The sequence below is a fragment of the Streptomyces sp. NPDC042201 genome, assembly GCF_055582185.1.
The window spans coordinates 106,772-122,630 of sequence record NZ_JBVJDS010000012.1 but is presented as its reverse complement, the minus strand read 5'-3'; the positions used below and the strand labels follow the sequence as shown (position 1 = coordinate 122,630).

At 69.5% G+C, this 15,859-nt stretch carries 15 protein-coding genes and 2 pseudogenes; 10 read left to right on the top strand and 7 right to left on the bottom strand.

What is annotated here, in order from left to right; genetic code table 11:
- Positions 1-8: 8 nt before the first annotated feature.
- From ACZ6MZ_RS26995 to ACZ6MZ_RS26980, 4 genes are read right to left on the bottom strand one after another with little or no spacing between them, the layout of a single operon-like run.
- Positions 9-449, bottom strand: coding sequence for an NUDIX hydrolase (locus tag ACZ6MZ_RS26995; protein WP_386877875.1), 441 nt, complete (start codon positions 447-449; stop codon positions 9-11).
- Positions 446-1,099: a dTMP kinase gene (tmk, locus tag ACZ6MZ_RS26990; protein WP_386877876.1), complete on the bottom strand. Its 654-nt coding sequence runs from the start codon at positions 1,097-1,099 to the stop codon at positions 446-448. Before tmk ends, ACZ6MZ_RS26995 begins: the two co-directional genes overlap by 4 nt.
- Positions 1,096-2,640, bottom strand: a complete 1,545-nt coding sequence (locus ACZ6MZ_RS26985; RefSeq protein WP_469354886.1) for a B12-binding domain-containing radical SAM protein — start codon at positions 2,638-2,640, stop codon at positions 1,096-1,098. Before ACZ6MZ_RS26985 ends, tmk begins: the two co-directional genes overlap by 4 nt.
- 12 nt (positions 2,641-2,652) lie before the next feature.
- Complete coding sequence (locus ACZ6MZ_RS26980) at positions 2,653-3,333, bottom strand: DNA glycosylase family protein (RefSeq protein ID WP_469354884.1); 681 nt, start codon at positions 3,331-3,333, stop codon at positions 2,653-2,655.
- Between the two features lie 293 nt (positions 3,334-3,626).
- Between ACZ6MZ_RS26980 and ACZ6MZ_RS26975 the strand changes: the two genes are divergently transcribed.
- A complete protein-coding gene (locus ACZ6MZ_RS26975; protein ID WP_469354882.1) occupies positions 3,627-4,097 on the top strand; it encodes an N-acetyltransferase in 471 nt (156 codons plus the stop codon).
- A gap of 152 nt (positions 4,098-4,249) precedes the next feature.
- On the opposite strand, the gene ACZ6MZ_RS26970 is transcribed toward ACZ6MZ_RS26975, so the two are convergent.
- Complete coding sequence (locus ACZ6MZ_RS26970; RefSeq protein WP_469354881.1) at positions 4,250-5,299, bottom strand: beta family protein; 1,050 nt, start codon at positions 5,297-5,299, stop codon at positions 4,250-4,252.
- 390 nt (positions 5,300-5,689) lie between these two features.
- On the opposite strand from ACZ6MZ_RS26970, the gene ACZ6MZ_RS26965 reads away from it, so the two are divergent.
- The 5 genes from ACZ6MZ_RS26965 to ACZ6MZ_RS26945 all read left to right on the top strand — a co-directional run bounded on the left by ACZ6MZ_RS26965 (position 5,690) and on the right by ACZ6MZ_RS26945 (position 10,816).
- Positions 5,690-6,322 (top strand): fasciclin domain-containing protein, encoded by a 633-nt coding sequence (locus ACZ6MZ_RS26965; protein WP_384188658.1) that lies wholly within the window; start codon positions 5,690-5,692, stop codon positions 6,320-6,322.
- A 213-nt stretch (positions 6,323-6,535) separates the two neighbouring features.
- Positions 6,536-7,543, top strand: coding sequence for an ATP-binding cassette domain-containing protein (locus tag ACZ6MZ_RS26960; protein WP_469354879.1), 1,008 nt, complete (start codon positions 6,536-6,538; stop codon positions 7,541-7,543).
- The gene (locus ACZ6MZ_RS26955) at positions 7,543-8,439 is read left to right on the top strand and encodes an ABC transporter permease (protein WP_469354877.1); all 897 of its coding nucleotides are present in this window, start codon (positions 7,543-7,545) and stop codon (positions 8,437-8,439) included. Before ACZ6MZ_RS26960 ends, ACZ6MZ_RS26955 begins: the two co-directional genes overlap by 1 nt.
- Before the next feature lie 44 nt (positions 8,440-8,483).
- Positions 8,484-10,244: an SMI1/KNR4 family protein gene (locus tag ACZ6MZ_RS26950; RefSeq protein ID WP_469354875.1), complete on the top strand. Its 1,761-nt coding sequence runs from the start codon at positions 8,484-8,486 to the stop codon at positions 10,242-10,244.
- Positions 10,241-10,816: a GNAT family N-acetyltransferase gene (locus tag ACZ6MZ_RS26945; protein WP_389791505.1), complete on the top strand. Its 576-nt coding sequence runs from the start codon at positions 10,241-10,243 to the stop codon at positions 10,814-10,816. Before ACZ6MZ_RS26950 ends, ACZ6MZ_RS26945 begins: the two co-directional genes overlap by 4 nt.
- 57 nt (positions 10,817-10,873) lie before the next feature.
- Here the strand turns inward: ACZ6MZ_RS26945 and ACZ6MZ_RS26940 are convergent, their stop codons facing one another.
- Positions 10,874-11,149 (bottom strand): hypothetical protein, encoded by a 276-nt coding sequence (locus tag ACZ6MZ_RS26940; protein WP_389791503.1) that lies wholly within the window; start codon positions 11,147-11,149, stop codon positions 10,874-10,876.
- 120 nt (positions 11,150-11,269) lie between these two features.
- Here ACZ6MZ_RS26940 and ACZ6MZ_RS26935 point away from each other — a divergent pair, with 120 nt between their 5' ends.
- On the top strand, positions 11,270-11,635 hold the full coding sequence (locus ACZ6MZ_RS26935; RefSeq protein WP_389791501.1) for an arsenate reductase family protein: 366 nt from the start codon (positions 11,270-11,272) through the stop codon (positions 11,633-11,635).
- 95 nt (positions 11,636-11,730) lie between these two features.
- On the opposite strand, the gene ACZ6MZ_RS26930 is transcribed toward ACZ6MZ_RS26935, so the two are convergent.
- Positions 11,731-12,642, bottom strand: a complete 912-nt coding sequence (locus tag ACZ6MZ_RS26930; RefSeq protein ID WP_469354983.1) for a Gfo/Idh/MocA family protein — start codon at positions 12,640-12,642, stop codon at positions 11,731-11,733.
- Between the two features lie 111 nt (positions 12,643-12,753).
- On the opposite strand from ACZ6MZ_RS26930, the pseudogene ACZ6MZ_RS26925 reads away from it, so the two are divergent.
- The 3 genes and pseudogenes from ACZ6MZ_RS26925 to glnII form a co-directional block, all read left to right on the top strand.
- A pseudogene (locus tag ACZ6MZ_RS26925) lies at positions 12,754-13,624 on the top strand (hypothetical protein); the annotation flags it as partial.
- A gap of 82 nt (positions 13,625-13,706) precedes the next feature.
- Positions 13,707-14,426 (top strand): annotated as a pseudogene (locus tag ACZ6MZ_RS26920) (ARPP-2 domain-containing protein).
- Between the two features lie 94 nt (positions 14,427-14,520).
- The gene (gene glnII / locus ACZ6MZ_RS26915) at positions 14,521-15,540 is read left to right on the top strand and encodes a glutamine synthetase (RefSeq protein WP_384188647.1); all 1,020 of its coding nucleotides are present in this window, start codon (positions 14,521-14,523) and stop codon (positions 15,538-15,540) included.
- Positions 15,541-15,859: the final 319 nt, after the last annotated feature.

Sequence of the window (15,859 nt, the reverse complement as noted above, 5' to 3'; positions counted from 1 at the left end):
TCAGGGGGTTACCAGCCGTGCTCTGCCAGAGCGCCGGAACCCTCCAGGTATCCGAGCAGTCCTTCCTCTGGGTACTCGATGATGTCCTCGGGCAGTTCGTGCACGCTGAACCACTGAAGACCCAGGCACTTGGCCGGTTCTTTGTTGACGGGCTCTCCGATCCAGTCGGTGGCCTCGAAGAAGAATCCGATCCGTTCCACGGTCTCGCTCTGCCTGTGGTGCACGACATGCACCAGCCGCAGATGAGCTGGGTCGACCTCGACGCCGGTTTCCTCCAGCAGCTCCCGGGCAGCTCCGGCGCTCACGGGTTCGCCCTGGTCGAGCTTGCCCGAGGGCATGTGCCAGCGGCCGTAGCCGTAGGGCCCCCCGCGCTGCGAGAAGAGGAGTTTGTCTCCGTCGCGGAGGATGACGTGCGTGTCGATGACGGGTTGTGCGGGTTGCGGATTCATGGTTCCTGGGGGGTGGTTGGTGGCGTTGGGGCGGCTGACGTTACCGACGAATGAGGGATCACGTCGGCGATTGAGGCCGCGATCTCCGTTGGCGCGGCGTCGCTGGTGTTCACGACCAGCACCTTCACGTTCGCCGTCATGAGGGTCTGGGCCGTCTCGTCGTACAGGTCGACTTCGCGGCGGGGCGCGGTGGGGTCGAGGTGGAAGCGGTTGCGGGGTCCGCGTGCGGCTATCCGTTCTGCGATGAGCCCGGGGGATGCGGTCAGGATGACTGCCAGGTCCGGCATCAGGACGTGCGCGTTCAAGTCCAGCAAGAATTGAAGTGGTACGCCGTCGAGCTGCTGCATGACGAGCGTCGAGGCGAGGTACCGGTCGCAGAGCACGATGTCGCCGGCGTTCAGTCGGGGCTCGATCTCGTGCTCGATGTGCTCGTACCGGTCCGCCGCGACCAGGCAGGCCAGGGCGTGCCGGCGGATGTGACTGAAATGCTCCCTGATAAAGGCACCGAGTTCACTGGTGGTGGGTTCCACGGTCTGGTGGACAATCCGGCCGCGTCTGGCTAATTCCCTGGTCAGGGCCCGGACAGTGGTGGTCTTCCCGACTCCGCTCGGGCCGTCGAGGGTGATGAAGTGCCCGCGTTTCGACCTCATGCCGCGGCCTCCCCGGTCGCCTGGTTGCGCTCGTGCTGCTCGCGGGTGAGCGTGGCCAGGGTGGAGCGGACTTCGCCCAGCGGGACGTCGCCGAACTGGATGCCGACGGAGAAATTGAACTCGTCGCGCTGGCGCATCGACTCGTCGGCCCCGTCAGCGGTCAGGTCGACGTCTCCGTACGCGAGGAGCTTGTCGGGGTCGTGGCCGGCGTCGATGAGTGTCTTCCACACGGGTGTTCCGGGATAAGGGCGGAACTCGAACACGCTGGCCCGCACGTCGCCGGGGTTGCTGTCGGCGATGCTCCAGAGGTTGCGGATGTGCCGTACGGTCGCCTGGATGTCCTCGTGGGTCTCGCCGGGGAAGCCGAGGATGAAGTACCCCTTCACACCGATGCCGTGTTCGACAAGGCGGCGAGCGACGCGTTCGGTCATCTCGGCGTCGATCCGTTTGTCCATCACGCTCAGGATGCGGTCGCTTCCGGACTCGATTCCGAGGGCGACTTCCCGCAGGCCGTTGTCGACGAGCAGTTCGAGTTCGGTGTTGTCCAGCCGGTCCAGGACGTTGATGCGTCCGGTGGCGTCCCACACGTACCGTTCGCCGATGTCGTGTTGCGTGAATGCCGCCATCTGCGTCTTGATCACGCGGGAGGCGCCGAGGAACAGGTCATCGACGAACCGGAACGCGGTGACGCCGTACTCGCCGTGCAGCATGTCGAGTTCGCCGATGATGTCCTCAGGGTCGCGAACTCGGATCTTGACGTCGGGGTTGGCGCTGACGGCTGCGCCGCAGAATGTGCAGTTGTAGGGGCAGCCCCTGGAGCCGACGATGTTGGCTTCCAGGTGCCCGGTGCGGGCGGCCCGGGTCAGCAGGGCGGTGCCGCGGCTTACCGCGAGGCGGCGGTCTGTCTCGGTGGGTGCGGCCCGGTAGGGATCCTGAGGCAGGAAGGCGCGGTTGACGTAGGGAAGGGCGTTGATGTCGGGGCCGAGCATCTGTGCGCTCGTCCTGGGGTCGCCGACGCCCGCTGCCCGGGTGCCGAGCAGGCGGTCACGCCACAGGACTCCTGGCAGTTCACGCCGGCGTTGCTCGTCCTCCAGGAGGGCGGCGACGCGCAGCTCACCCTCGCCGAGCACGAGGGCCCGTAAGTTGCTCATGCGCGGGTCGGTGAGAACACGGTCCGGCATGGCCTTGGCGTGGTGGCCGCCGACCATGAGGGCGATGTCCGGGGAGAGGCCGGCCGCGATGCGGGCGGACATCTCGTAGGTGGGGGCGAACAGGTTCATGGCCGCCCACCGGGGCTGTGCTTCGTTGACGAGATTCACTGTCTCCGCGATGCCGAGACCGTGGGCTTCGGCGTCGAGGAGGCCTACGTTGAAGCCGCCGACCTCCTTCGCGTACGTGGCGATGTACGCCATGCCCAGCACGGGGAGCGTGTAGTCGTTGGTCCGTGGCCGTTGGTCGTAGTCGCGCAGCGGCGCGTTCACGAACAGCGCGTCGAGTGTGCGGGTCGGATCGGCGCCCGTGATCAGCGATAACTGCGGCATGGATCCTCCAGGTCAGCGGGCATGGGAGCCCCAGGTGAGGGTGGAGAGGGTCAGGGTGTGCAGGGCGGTGCGGTCGGGACCGGCCATGCCGATCCACATCGGGCCGAATGCCTTGTCCTTCCTGCCGGGCCAGGCGTGGGCGGGCGCGATCTGCGCGGCCCAGGTACGCACGGCGAGATCGTCGTGCGGGTAGATGCTGAAGTCGCCGGTGTAGTCGGCGGCCGCGGCGGCCGCGGTCCACGGGCCGATGCGTGGGACGCTCGTGAGCGCGGCGACCAGGTCGCGGGGGTCCATACGCTGCCAGTGGAGGTAGTGCCGCTCGTAGTGGGTGGCGGCGGCCCGCAGGACGCTGCGGTGGAACTTGGCCCCGACGTCCGTGAACCGTTCGTCATCCAGTTCCAGGACCTGGGCGGCGGTAGGGGCGACGGACAGTTCCCCCGTGGGGCTGTGAACGGTGGCGCCGAACGTCCGGCACCATGCCCTGTACAGCTTGCGGGCCTGCCCGGCACGTACGACCTGCCGCAGGATCGCGGTGGTGATGGCGTCCCACAGCCAGGGATTGGCCAGACGCTGCGTGGGGCCGAGGTCATCGAGCCCGGCCTTGAGCTCGGCAGGGACGCTGTCGGGCAGGCACGACGGGTCCGTGGTGACGAACGTGGGCTTCGCATCCTCAGCGCCCTGCGCACACGTCATGTGCGGGCCTTCCTGGTCCCACGACACAACCCAGACACCCGAGGCGGTGCGCACGGCTCGTGCGCGAGCGCCTGCACCCGCCTCGGTCCAGGCGGGGTGATCAGTCGTCAGAACGCCGGGCATTGATGCTCCTCGTGTTGCGCGGTTGGTGCGCCGTAGCCTCTCGCGTTCCGGGGGTCTGCGCGGGCGGGCGCGGGAAGGATCGGCCTCATTGGTGCTCGCTGGGACCAGCCATCGGCGTACACCGGGACTACTCATGAAATCCACTTGATCCACTGGCTTACGGTTTTGGCATGACGATGAATCTCCGGCTGGCAGAGGTCACTGCGGCCAACTTCGATGCCGCGATCGGCCTGAAAGTTCGCCCTGACCAGGAGCATCTGGTCGCGCCGGTCGTGAAGTCCCTCGCCGAGGCATACGTGCACCCCGGCATAGCCTGGCCCCGCCTCATCCTCGACGGAGACCGGCCGGTCGGTTTCCTGATGGCCTTCTTCGACATCGACTTCGCGGGTGACGGCACGGGCACTGATATCCGCTCGGGTCTGTGGCGGCTCAACATCGCGGCCGGCGAACAGGGCTGCGGCTATGGTCGCTTCGCGGTCGGGTCCGTGGCCGCTGAGATCCGCCGCCGGGGTGGCACACGTCTGACCACCACCTGGCACCCGGGCGAGGACGGCCCCGAGGGCTTTTACCTCGGGCTCGGGTTCCGGCCGACAGGGGAGATGAGCGGGAATCAGAAGGTCGGGGAATTGGAGCTGGGCTAGGTCCTGTCCGGCGGATCTTCGCGGTTCGCATGGCCGTGTGGAGGAGTCCTCCCGGTAGAGGCCGGCGAACGCGGCAAGAGGTCTTTCTGTTCACGTGGGCCACCGGTGTGTGGACGGCGCGTGCGGCGCTCGGCGACGGAGCGGTTGCGGGGTCACGCGGTGCCCATGGATCTCATGGCGTGCGTAACGACTGCCATGTGGTGGGAAGTTGCCCACGCGCGCCACTCGGTTGCTGTTCCCGCCTTCGAGCGGTGGCCGCGGGCGCAGAGCGCTATGTGATGGTCGCCCCAGGACGTCGATTCGCCTTGGCTGGGCCAGTGGTCGGATCGGAGGAGATCCTGGCAGAGGATGAAGAAGTCGTCATTGCCGGTGCGCTGCCTGGTCTCGATATAGACCTGCCAGTCCTCGCCGACCGTGTAGCGCAGGTGGGGGTCGCCGCGCCAGCCGCCTTTCGGCATCGCTGGATGGCTGACCCCGTAATCCCCGAAGTCTGGTGGGGCGCCTTCGAAGCTCCGGGCGACTTTGTGCCATAGAGCGGTCTCCCAGCGGTGCAGACGGTTCGGGCGGCCCCGGAGCAGCGGTTTCAGCGTGGGAGGGAACGATCCCGATGCGGCCACCACATGACGCCATGGAACCGTGTGTGCCCAGCCCAGCGCGTGCAGCATGGCAGGCACCGTTTGTGCGACGGCGGTGTCGGAGGGGAGATATCCCGCGTCGAGCAGGAGATCCACCTGTTCGGGAGCCAGGCGCACCATTCGCAGCGCCGCTCGGACTTTGCGCGACATGACGGAGGCGTCTTCAGCCAGTTCGAATACGTCCAGTCGAAGCGTGGCTCCAAGCCCGTGGGCTCGCTGAACGTCCCGTACTTCTACGAGTGCTTCGGAGGGATCATGAACACGGAATACGGGAACCAGTGGAAGACACCACGCTCCGAATGACTCGCTGAGCCAGTTCATGGAATGGCCGGTGAAGCAGCCCCCCACAGGTCCCGCATGCCAGAGGGCTCCGCTGTCCACAGCGACTTCGAGCCCCTTTGGCAAGTGGTTCCAGGCATGGTCACGGAAGGTCTCCATGACCTCTCGTAACGCGCCGCCGGGGACTATCTCCAGGATGGGACGGATGTGGGCCTGGACCGTGGCGTCCACATTTTCGAGCGCCGTGAACTCACCGCGCTTGCCCTTGAGGATCGGTACGTACGCCATCGGCCGCCCCCACCGAGCCGCTGCGCCCGCCCCCTGGCTCGGGGCCCTTACCTCAGAGTGACGTCGGCGGAGAGCGATAGGTAGACCTCATTCCGGACATGCCGCCCCTTACCCCTCAGAGCAGCCTGGCCGGGTGCCGAGCAGGTGGACGATCTTGGGGAAACTGCTGGTGAGAGGGGGTTTCTGGGGGTTCAAGATGCTTGGAGTGGTGGGGGGCGCTTACCCTGAGGGCGGTGGCTTGATCGATCAGTAGCGTCGATGCGGGGCCGGGCGGGTGGAGTGTCCCCGGGCGGTGTCGCGGTCACCCCAGGCGTGGCGGAGTCAGGCCGCCACCGATCGTTCCAGGCCCGGATCCCCGGGCACTTCCCCCACAGGAAGAGGAATCGAAACATGAAGTCCTCCCGCTTCCGCACCTCCGCTGTGGCCGTTGCCGCCGCGGTCGCCCTGCCCGTTTCGCTGGGGGTCATGGCACCGCAGGCGTTCGCCGAGAACGCTGCGCCGAGCCCGTCCACGTCTCCCAGCACCTCGCCGGCGCCGAGTACGTCCAAACCGTTCGGCCCCGGGTGCGCGTCGTTGGCGAAGAGTGGCGCCGGTAGCGTCGCCGCCATGGCCAAGGAGCGGCTGGCGAACGCCGCGGCGACGAACCCGAACCTCGCCACCCTGGTCAGCGCGGTGAAAAAGGCCGGACTGACCGACACACTGAACAAGATCAAGGACGGCACTCTCTTCGCGCCGACCAACGCGGCCTTCGCCAAGGTGCCCAAGGCGCAGCTCGACAAGCTGCTGAGCGACAAGGCCGCGCTCAAGAAGCTTCTGACCTACCACGTGGTGGGGAAGAAGGAGATCACCCGGGCCGAGCTCCCGAACGGCAGCTTCAAGACCCTGGAGGGTGCCGCGCTCAAGACCACGGGTTCGGGCACATCGTTCAAGGTCAACAAGACCGCGAACATCGTCTGTGGCGACATCAAGACGTCGAACGCCGTGATCTACCTCGTCGATGGCGTGCTGATGCCTCCGAGCTGATGCCGTCGGGCCGAGGCTGAGGCCGAGGTTGAGGCCGAGGCCCGGACATCCGTGGCTCGCGCCGCCGGTTCCGGCCGATACCGAGTGATCGATGTCGGCGGGCCGGCGGCGCAAGTCGTCCCGGGAGCTCCCGGAAGGTCTCGGGAGGTCTCGGAAAGTGCGCGTGGCGGGCGAACCGGTCGATGATGGCCGCCGGACTCGGCGAGGTGAACGATGGCGACACCCGGATCGGACCGTGCCCGGGGAACGGGAGCTGGCCCGTCGGCGTCCGGTCCGGAGGCTGTCATCCGTACGGCCGGTCTCACGAAGGTCTACCCCAAGACCGACTTCGCGGCCGTGGACGGGATCGATCTGCTGGTGCGACGGGGCGAGATCTTCGGGCTGCTGGGCCCCAACGGTGCCGGCAAGACCACCACGGTCGGGATGCTGACCGCGCGGGTGGTGCCCACTTCGGGCTCCGCGTACATCGGGGACATCAACGTGGTCAGCCATCCGACCCTGGCCAAGCAGGTCATCGCCGTGGTCACCCAGCAGAACACCCTGGACCGCTCGCTGACGGTCTGGGAGAACCTCTACTTCCACGGGCTCCTGTTCGGCATCTCCCGCCGCGAGTCGCGGCGGACGGCGGACGAACTCCTCGACCGGTTCCGCCTGTCACGGTGGCGGACCTCCTCCGTGTACGCGCTGTCCGGCGGGATGGCGCAGCGTCTCCTGGTCGCGCGGGCGATCTTCCACCGTCCGGCCGTGCTCTTTCTCGACGAGCCGACCGCCGGCCTGGATCCGCAGAGCCGACTGGCGCTCTGGGAGGTGCTGGACCGTCTGATCGCCGATGGCCAGACCGTTCTGCTCACCACGCACAACATGGAGGAGGCCGACCATCTCTGCGACCGGGTGGCGATCATCGATCACGGCCGGATCCTCGCCCTGGACACGCCTGCCGCGCTCAAGCAGGGACTCGGAGCCGACACCATCGTCACGGTGGTCACCACCGGCAGCCCGGACGAGCTGGCGGCCCGGCTGCGCCGCGACATCGCGGGAGTCGTCCGTACCCGCCTGGTCGACGGCGGGGTCGAGCTTCAAGTCAAGGACAACGACCGGCTGCTGCCCCGCGTCGTGACGAGCGCCGAGTCCGGTGGCTTCGACCTGGTCGACCTCTCGATCGCCGAAAGCACCCTGGAGACGGTGTTCATCAGCCTCACCGGAAAAGAACTGAGGGAATGATGACCGCATACGGTATGCCCCCGGCGCCCACCGGACCAGCCGCACCCCGCATCGGCGTGCTGCCGACACGGTCCGTGGCGGCCGCCAGCCGCTCGGCGCTGACCGCGCTCGTCCGGCGGGATCTGACCGTACTGCGGAAGAACTTCGGTGAGTTCGTGGGCCGGACCGTGATGCAGCCGTTCCTGCTCGTCTTCGTATTCCTGTACGTCTTTCCCATCATCGGACAGGGCATCGGATCCGGCGGCGGCACGGCCGGGGAATCCGCGTTCGCCACCGTTCTGGTGCCGGGGGTGGTGTCCATCGCCATCATGTTCCAGGGCATCCAGTCCGTCGCCATCCAGATGTCCCAGGAGTTCGGGTACACGCGGGAGATCGAGGACCGGGTGCAGGCGCCCTGCCCCCTCTGGCTGGTGGCGGTGGCGAAAGTGCTGTCGGGCGCCGCCCAGGGGCTGATCTCGGCGGTCATCGTGCTGCCGATCGCGGCCGTGGTGCACGCGCCTGGCGTACATCCCCATCTGACGGTCCACTGGTGGATCGTGGTCACGCTGATTCCGCTGTCCTGCATCGCGATGACCTCGCTTGGGCTGCTCCTGGGCACCACGTTCGAGCCCAGGAACATCGGGGTCATGTTCGGTTTCGTGGTACTGCCGCTCGTCTTCCTCGGAGGCACGTACTACCAGTGGACCAAGCTGGGCCTGGTGGAGCTGGGCGGGTTCCACTGGCTTCAAGTCGTCGTCCTCGTGAACCCCTTGATCTACATCAGCGAGGGTATGCGGGCCGGATTCACCGATCTCTCGCACATGCACCTGTACATCGTCTATCCGGTGCTCGTGGCGTTCTGCGTGCTCTTCCTCGGCCTGGGTCTGCGGAACTTCCGCCGCCGGGTGCTGTCCTGACCGCGCGGGTGTCCGTTGTCAGCGGGCGCTGGCACGATGAGGGGATGAAGATCTACAACTGGCGGCCCTTCCTTGAGCGGTGGAGCGCGGACTGGGTCGAGTCGATCGGTGCGCTGGGGCTCAGGGACGGGGACGAGGAGGCCCTGCGGGAGCGGTGGCTCGGGTTCCCGGCGGCGGGGGAAGAGCGGATCCGGGCGCTTGAGGAGCGGCTCGGGGTGACGCTGCCGCCGACCTACCGGTCCTTTCTGGCGACCACCGACGGGTGGCGGCCGGCCGGGACGGGTCTCTCTCCGCTGGGGGCGGCGGACGGCGTTCGCCGGCACGCGGACTCCGGCGGGCGCCAGGAGATCTCCGGGGCCGAGGCGGACGCGGTGGACGCGGTGGACGCGGTGGACATGTGGGCCGGGGCGCTGGAGCTGTCGCCCGGCTCGGACGTGGCCGGTGTCCTGCTCGACCCCGGCGATGTGAACGCCGACGGGGAGTGGGCCGCCTTTCTCCACCGGGGCCGGCCGGACGAGAACCCGGCCCGTTACGAGTCGTTCATGGAGCTCATGCAGGCCCTGTTCCGGGAATTCCACCGCGCCAATCAGGCCACCCCCGGGTTTGTGAACGAGACGACGCGCGAGCTCGACGCCGATGTCGAGCAGGCGCGGACGGCCTGTCTGCGCGGCGACGACATCGATGCGCAGCTGGAGCTGCTCATCGAGGCGGACGAGCACGGAAGGCCCCGCGCGCGGGAGCTGCGGGCCCAGGTGGAAGCGTTGCTGGACGGCGGGCCGGTGGACTCCCCCATCGTCGCGGACCTGGGCGATCCGCTGCGGGAAATCGATGGGAGTACGGTCCGGTACGAGCCTCCCGGGCCGTTCGGTACGGCGGTCGCCACGGCGCGTGAACTGGCGCGATGGGGCGATACCGACGCCGCCTGGCACACCCTCGCCCCTGCCCTGGGCGACTGGGAGCCGTACGGCGCTGAGCACATAGCCCCCGTCGGGCTGCTCGCCGATCCGGTCCTCGGGCCGGTGATCACTCCGGAGCGCGGCCGGTACATCCTGGAAACGCCCCGGGGCGGCGGACAGGGGCCGACCCGTGACCGTGCGGAGGAAGCGCCCGAGCCCGTGGTGGACGGGCTCGCCTGGCTCGCCGATCAGGAGGAGCAGAACGGTTCCTATCGCTTCGTGCTGGCCCGGGGCATCTCGCCGGAGGACCTCGCCGCGCGCATCGGCCATGGTCCGCTGCTGCCGCCGTCCAGCGAAGAGGAGACCAGCGTCCTGTTCGGACAGGAAGGGCGCAGGACCGCTCGTGTCGGCCTGTGCGGAGGCGGCTGGAGCTTCGCCTTCGAGAGCCGTACGGAGCCGTTCCGGCCGGAGCCGCTGAGCGGACCGGGCGGGATGAGCGGTCCGGGCGGAGTGAGCGGACCGCTCGGTACGGTGCCGGGGGCCGCCAGGTCCGTCCTGGTGTGGGTCGAACGGCCGGGCCAGGGTGTGGCGTCGCCCGGTACCTTCCACTTCTCCTGCGCCGAGGACGGGGAGCCCCGGTACGGATTCACGGTGCGCGGCGAGGAGACCGGGACCGAACGCTGGGGGGCGGTTCCCGAATCCCTCGACCCGGAGCGTCTCTTTCCCGACTCCGGCGACCGGGCCCTGGACCTCGATGACGAGTACGAGGGACTCACCGCCGTCGCCGAAGAGTTCGGGGTCTCCTTGCCGCACTTCGCGATCCGGTACGGACGGCTGCACGCGGTCGCGACGCAGCCGGAGTCGGAGTCGGAGCGGCAGCCGGAGCCTGAGCCGGGACAGCCTTCGTGACAGCGCTGCTCGCCGAGGTCATCGGCACCGAGCGGCTGACGCTGGTGCCGCTCCGTGTCGAGCACGCGCAGGAGATGGCCGTCGTCCTGTCCGATCCGGCGCTGCACACCTTTATCGGCGGGGCGCCGGCGACGGCGGAGGAGCTGCGCACGCGCTACGCCCGTATGGTCGCGGGCTCGCCCGACCCGGACGTCTCCTGGTGCAACTGGGTGATCGGCGTCCGGGAGGACCAGGGGGACGGCGAGCGGTTGGCGGGTACGGTCCAGGCGACCGTCAGCCTGGACCCCGAGGACCCCGAAGACCACAGGGGCCACGAAGACCCCGGACGCCACGGGGATCTCGTCGCCGAGATCGCCTGGGTGGTGGGCACGCCGTGGCAAGGACGCGGGATCGCCACGGAGGCCGCGCGGGCGCTCGTACGGTGGCTGGACGAGCAGGGCGTACGGACGCTCATCGCCCATGTCCATCCGGACCACGGGGCGTCGGCGGCGGTCGCCGCGGCCGTCGGGCTGACGCCCACCGACGTATGGCACGACGGCGAGGTCCGCTGGCGCCGGCGCCTCGGAAGGTGAGCTCACCGGCCCCCGTCCCGGATCGGGGCGGGGGGCCGGCTGCGTCGTGGCCCTGCCTCAGCGGCCGTCGTGGATCAGGGTGCGCACCATGCGGCAGGTGATGTCGGACGGCGGGTGGATCCCGATCCGGGCCGCCGTGCGCCGTATCCTGCGGTTGTTCGCGTTCGCCGGGTGGTACACGCCCGAGTCGAGCAGGGCGATGGCGAGGCGCATGGCCTTCAGTCGGCGGTTATGGGTCTCGTACCACTCACGGGGCTGTCCCGCGGGCAGTGGCTTGCGCTTGATCGGTGGCAGGGTCTCGAAGGATTTCGTCGTGATTGTGGCAACGGCCATCGGCGACCTCCCGGCACGGTGGTTGGACCCTCACGAACTACCTCCATTTTACTGCCTCCCACTGACAATCGCCCCTGGCCAGACGTTGTTTGAGGGGTGGCCGACGGTACTGTTGGGGCCATGGAGATCTGGATCAATCCCGCATGCTCCAAGTGCCGCGGCGCGCTGACGCTGCTCGATGAGGAGGGTGCCTCGTACACCGTCCGGCGCTATCTGGAGGACGTACCGACCGAGGACGAGATCCGGGCGGTGCTCGACCGGCTGGGCCTTGAGCCCTGGGACATCACCAGGACCGAGGAAGCGGCCGCGAAGGCGCTGGGCGTCAAGGACTGGGCGCGGGAGGCCGGTTCGCGGAACCGCTGGATCGCGGCGCTCGCCACGCATCCGAAGCTGATCCAGCGGCCGATCATCACGGCGGACGACGGCACGGCGGTGGTGGCGCGTACGGACGAGGCGGTACGGGACGCCCTCGGCCGTTCGTCATAGCCCCGGCCGCGGCGCGGTCACCGGCCCCCGCACGGCACACCGGTCGGGGTGTGCGCCACCGGTACCCGCGCAGCGCACACCCCATCAGGCCGCCGCTACTGCGTGGCGCCCGCCGCCGCGCGTTCCTCGGCTTCCGTCAGGATCTCCGTCAGCCGCAGCCCGAACCGTACGTCGCACGGGTGCGGCCGGCCCGTACGGACCGACTCCAGCAGCGCGTCGACCGCCGCCACGAACGAGTCGACCGGATCGCCCCAGCCCTCCGGCAGGACCGCCGTCCCGTGCTCGCCCCGGAGTTCGAGCCCGGTACCCGCGCCCGCCTTCGGCGCGCTCAGGCTCAGCGCCGCCGAACTGGCCACCCCGGACGTATGCCGGAACACCAGGTGGGTGAGGTCCGGCTCGGTCCGTACGGCCGTCACCTCCGTCACATCGCCGAGCAGCGGGATCAGAGCGGACAGCGCGTGCGGGCCGACGTCCCACAGTCCGCCCTTCTCGCGGCGCCAGGGCGAGTCGGCGTACGGGCTGTCGGCGCCGGCCCCGTAGAGGGCGCCGAGCCAGTACGCGTGTGCCGTGAACCAGCCGCCCTTCGCCGCCTGTTCGTCGATCCAGCTCGCCGTGCCGGCGGCGAAACGCAGCGTGCAGAAGACCACGGACGCCACCCCGGCGCTCGCGGCCGCGTCCGCCACCTCGCGGGCCCCGGCCACGGTCGTGGCGACCGGCTTGTCCAGGAGGAGATGGCATCCGGCGGCCGCGGCCCGTGCCGCCAGTGGCGCCTGGATGTCAGGCGGCAGGGCGAAGGCGATGGCGTCGCTCTCGGCGAAGAGCGCGTCGAGCCCGACCTCGCCGGAGTGGGCGGTGGTGCCATGGGCGGCGGCGAGGGCGGCGGCCGCCTCGGGGCGCCGCCCCCAGACGCCGCTGAATTCGAGTCCGGGATGGCCGGCGAGCGCGGGGGCATGCGTGCGCTCCGCCCAGGGGCCGGTGCCGAGGAGTCCGATACGTGGCTTGCTCATGACGATCAGTGTGCCGCGTCCGGGCGGCGCGGGGGTGTCCGGGAGGCGTAAAGGGGAGGCGTAAACGGGTGCGGCGCCGGCCACGGCCGGTGTTACGTTGCACGAGCCGGCGAACTCGGCGACTTTCTCTTCGAGCCCGGCCGTCGCAAGCGCTACGAGCACCCGCTGCTGGACGGGCATCGCCGCGCCCGCTTCGAGCAGGGCGCGCTCTACGAGCTGCCGTTCACCGCCGCCGAGGGGTTCGCGGCCGGGCACGGCATCACGCGTGACGTGTTTCTGGAGCGGATGGCTCCACGGCTGACCCGGCTGGAGCGGCTGCGGACCCAGCGGTCGGGGGGGGTCCGGGCCGACGGCCGGGCCGATCTGGCCGGCATGCCGCTGACCCGCCTCGCGCCGCCCTGTCGTTGGCCCCGGACGAGCGCGTACGGCGCCGGGCGGAGCTGACCCGTGCCCTGCGCGCGGCAGCGCGCCGCGTGGCGGGTCCGCACACCGGGACGTGGGGGCGGGTCGCCGCCGTACTGGACGACAGCTGCTCCTCGTCCGGCTCGGGCGAGAAGCGCCGCCGTCCGCTCGCGGTCGCCCTGGCCTGCCATCAGGGAGCACGGACCCATTGCTCGTACGCCCCTGGGGGCCGACACCGCTCGGGACGCGGATCATCGACGCTCTGGAGCACGCGCCCGACCGGCTCGTCATCGTCTCGGACGGCTGGGACAACGCCCCTCCGGGGCTGGCGGGCGAGGTGCTGCGGGTGTGGCGTACCCGGCTCGATCCGGCGCGCAGGACGAGTGCCGTTCATCTGAACCCCGTATACGACGCGGACGGTTTTGACGTACGCCGGGTGGCACCGGGCGTGCCGACGGCGGGGATACGGGACGCCGAGGATCTGCCGGCGCTGGTGGAGATCGCGCAGTTCGCGGAGGGCCGTACGGGGCTGGCGGAGCTGCGGGCGTATCTGGACCGGCGCGTGCGGCGCTTTCTGGACGACGACCCGTTCTGCCACTTCCCCGGGGAGGCCCCGCCACGGGAGACGGCCACGCACGGGACGACGGCCCCGGCCACGCACGATGCGGCCCCTCCGTCTCGGACCGCTGGTACGTGAGAAGCCGATGGACGGGCTGCGGCCGCACCGCGAGATCTACGACGGGTTCGGCGAGGTCCAGGTGGACCCGGGCACCCGGTACGTCTCGTACATCCCGCACGGCTTCGTCGCCGACTGGTCGGGCGACGGCCGGCAGGGCACGTCGCCCGGTGGGCAGGGGGCGTCCGTGGGCTCGCCGACGCGCTGCGGATCTTCGAGATCCATCCCGGCCAGTGCGGCGTGATGGTGTACGCGGCGGACGCGCTCGCCGCGGCCTTCGTCGTGCCCCATCCCGCCGACTACCGGCTCTGCACCCGACCCTGTTGCAGGACATGTACGGCGAGCTGGTGCACCAGTACGCGTTCTACGGTGGCCCGGTCCGGACGCTCGCCGGTCTGCGGGCCGCGGCGCGTGCGCGGGATCGCGCGTGGAGCGACGCGCACGAGAGCAGCGCATCGGCGAACTGATCACCGATCACCAGGGGCGCACCGCGTACCTCAAGACGTTCCGGCTGTCCGACGCGCAGAGCAGGCGCGGTCATCTGCTGAGCCGACTGGCCGAGCACGGCTGGCACCTGGGCCGTACGGCGGAGACTCTGGGCACCAGTGACGACGAGCTGGTCCGCCGGATCCGCGGTGCCGGATTCGCGTCGCTGCTCAACGCGCACGCGGTCGCCCGGCACGCCGCCGAAACAAAAGAAGCCTGAGTAACACGCGGTTCATCAATGGGCAATGGACGGGAAACCGCACATTGCGAGGCTTTCCCGTCATAGCTGCTGCACCCGCAAAGGATGAGGCCACGTGACCTTCAAGGCTGAGTACATCTGGATCGACGGCACCGAGCCGACCGCGAAGCTGCGCTCGAAGACGAAGATCCTTGATGCCGGCGCCGAGCTGCCCATCTGGGGCTTCGACGGGTCGAGCACCAACCAGGCCGAGGGCCACGCCTCCGACCGCGTGCTCAAGCCGGTCTTCTCGTGCCCCGACCCGATCCGCGGCGGGAACCACGTCCTCGTCATGTGCGAGGTCCTGAACATCGACATGACGCCGCACGAGTCCAACACGCGTGCGCAGCTGACCGAGGTCGCCGAGAAGTTCGCGGGCCAGGAGCCGATCTTCGGCATCGAGCAGGAGTACACGTTCTTCAAGGGCACCCGTCCGCTGGGCTTCCCCGAGGGCGGCTTCCCGGCCGCGCAGGGCGGCTACTACTGCGGTGTCGGCTCGGACGAGATCTTCGGCCGTGACATCGTCGAGGCGCACCTCGACAACTGTCTCAAGGCGGGTCTGGGCATCTCCGGCATCAACGCCGAGGTCATGCCGGGTCAGTGGGAGTTCCAGGTCGGCCCGCTGGCGCCGCTGGACGTCGCGGACCAGCTGTGGATCGCCCGCTGGCTGCTCTACCGCACCGCCGAGGACTTCGAGGTCTCCGCGACGCTCGACCCGAAGCCGGTGAAGGGCGACTGGAACGGCGCGGGCGCGCACACCAACTTCTCGACCAGGGCGATGCGCGAGGGCTACGACGCGATCATCACCGCCTGCGAGTCGCTGGGTGAGGGCTCCAAGCCGCTCGACCACGTCAAGAACTACGGCGCGGGCATCGACGACCGGCTGACCGGTCTGCACGAGACCGCTCCGTGGAACGAGTACAGCTACGGCGTCTCGAACCGCGGCGCCTCGGTCCGTATCCCCTGGCAGGTCGAGCAGGAGGGCATGGGCTACATCGAGGACCGCCGCCCGAACGCCAACGTGGACCCGTATGTGGTGACGCGGCTGATCGTCGACACCTGCTGCACCGCGCTGGAGAAGGCCGGCCAGGTCTGATCCGGCCGGCCCCGCCGGCTCCGTGAGGGGGCGGCCGCCGTAGGCCCTGTCGACCGGACAGGACCTGGGCGGCCGCCCCCTCGTCGTCGTGGTGCGCACCGACGGGTGGAAAGGGGCTCCTGCCCCGCCCCCGTATCTGCTTCAATGGGGTCCATGGCCAGCTTCCAGCACACCGCGACGGGTCGCATCGACCTGGAGCCGTTCTGGCCGTCCCGGCAGCATCACGACTTCGACCGGGTGTGTTGCCGCGCGAGGAACGCGCCGGCCCTCTAAAGCCTTCTTTCAGGCCTTCGGCCGCCGCGCATGACGTACGTCCCGT

Coding starts and splice junctions, on each gene's coding strand:
- ACZ6MZ_RS26985 (WP_469354886.1), bottom strand. CDS start 2,640: ATGCCGCAGTTATCGCTGATCACGGGCGCCGATCCGACCCGCACACTC.
- ACZ6MZ_RS26960 (WP_469354879.1), top strand. CDS start 6,536: ATGGCGACACCCGGATCGGACCGTGCCCGGGGAACGGGAGCTGGCCCG.
- ACZ6MZ_RS26965 (WP_384188658.1), top strand. CDS start 5,690: ATGAAGTCCTCCCGCTTCCGCACCTCCGCTGTGGCCGTTGCCGCCGCG.
- ACZ6MZ_RS26970 (WP_469354881.1), bottom strand. CDS start 5,299: ATGGCGTACGTACCGATCCTCAAGGGCAAGCGCGGTGAGTTCACGGCG.
- ACZ6MZ_RS26995 (WP_386877875.1), bottom strand. CDS start 449: ATGAATCCGCAACCCGCACAACCCGTCATCGACACGCACGTCATCCTC.
- ACZ6MZ_RS26930 (WP_469354983.1), bottom strand. CDS start 12,642: ATGAGCAAGCCACGTATCGGACTCCTCGGCACCGGCCCCTGGGCGGAG.
- ACZ6MZ_RS26950 (WP_469354875.1), top strand. CDS start 8,484: ATGAAGATCTACAACTGGCGGCCCTTCCTTGAGCGGTGGAGCGCGGAC.
- ACZ6MZ_RS26940 (WP_389791503.1), bottom strand. CDS start 11,149: ATGGCCGTTGCCACAATCACGACGAAATCCTTCGAGACCCTGCCACCG.
- ACZ6MZ_RS26975 (WP_469354882.1), top strand. CDS start 3,627: ATGACGATGAATCTCCGGCTGGCAGAGGTCACTGCGGCCAACTTCGAT.
- ACZ6MZ_RS26955 (WP_469354877.1), top strand. CDS start 7,543: ATGACCGCATACGGTATGCCCCCGGCGCCCACCGGACCAGCCGCACCC.
- ACZ6MZ_RS26980 (WP_469354884.1), bottom strand. CDS start 3,333: ATGACGTGTGCGCAGGGCGCTGAGGATGCGAAGCCCACGTTCGTCACC.
- ACZ6MZ_RS26935 (WP_389791501.1), top strand. CDS start 11,270: ATGGAGATCTGGATCAATCCCGCATGCTCCAAGTGCCGCGGCGCGCTG.
- tmk (WP_386877876.1), bottom strand. CDS start 1,099: ATGAGGTCGAAACGCGGGCACTTCATCACCCTCGACGGCCCGAGCGGA.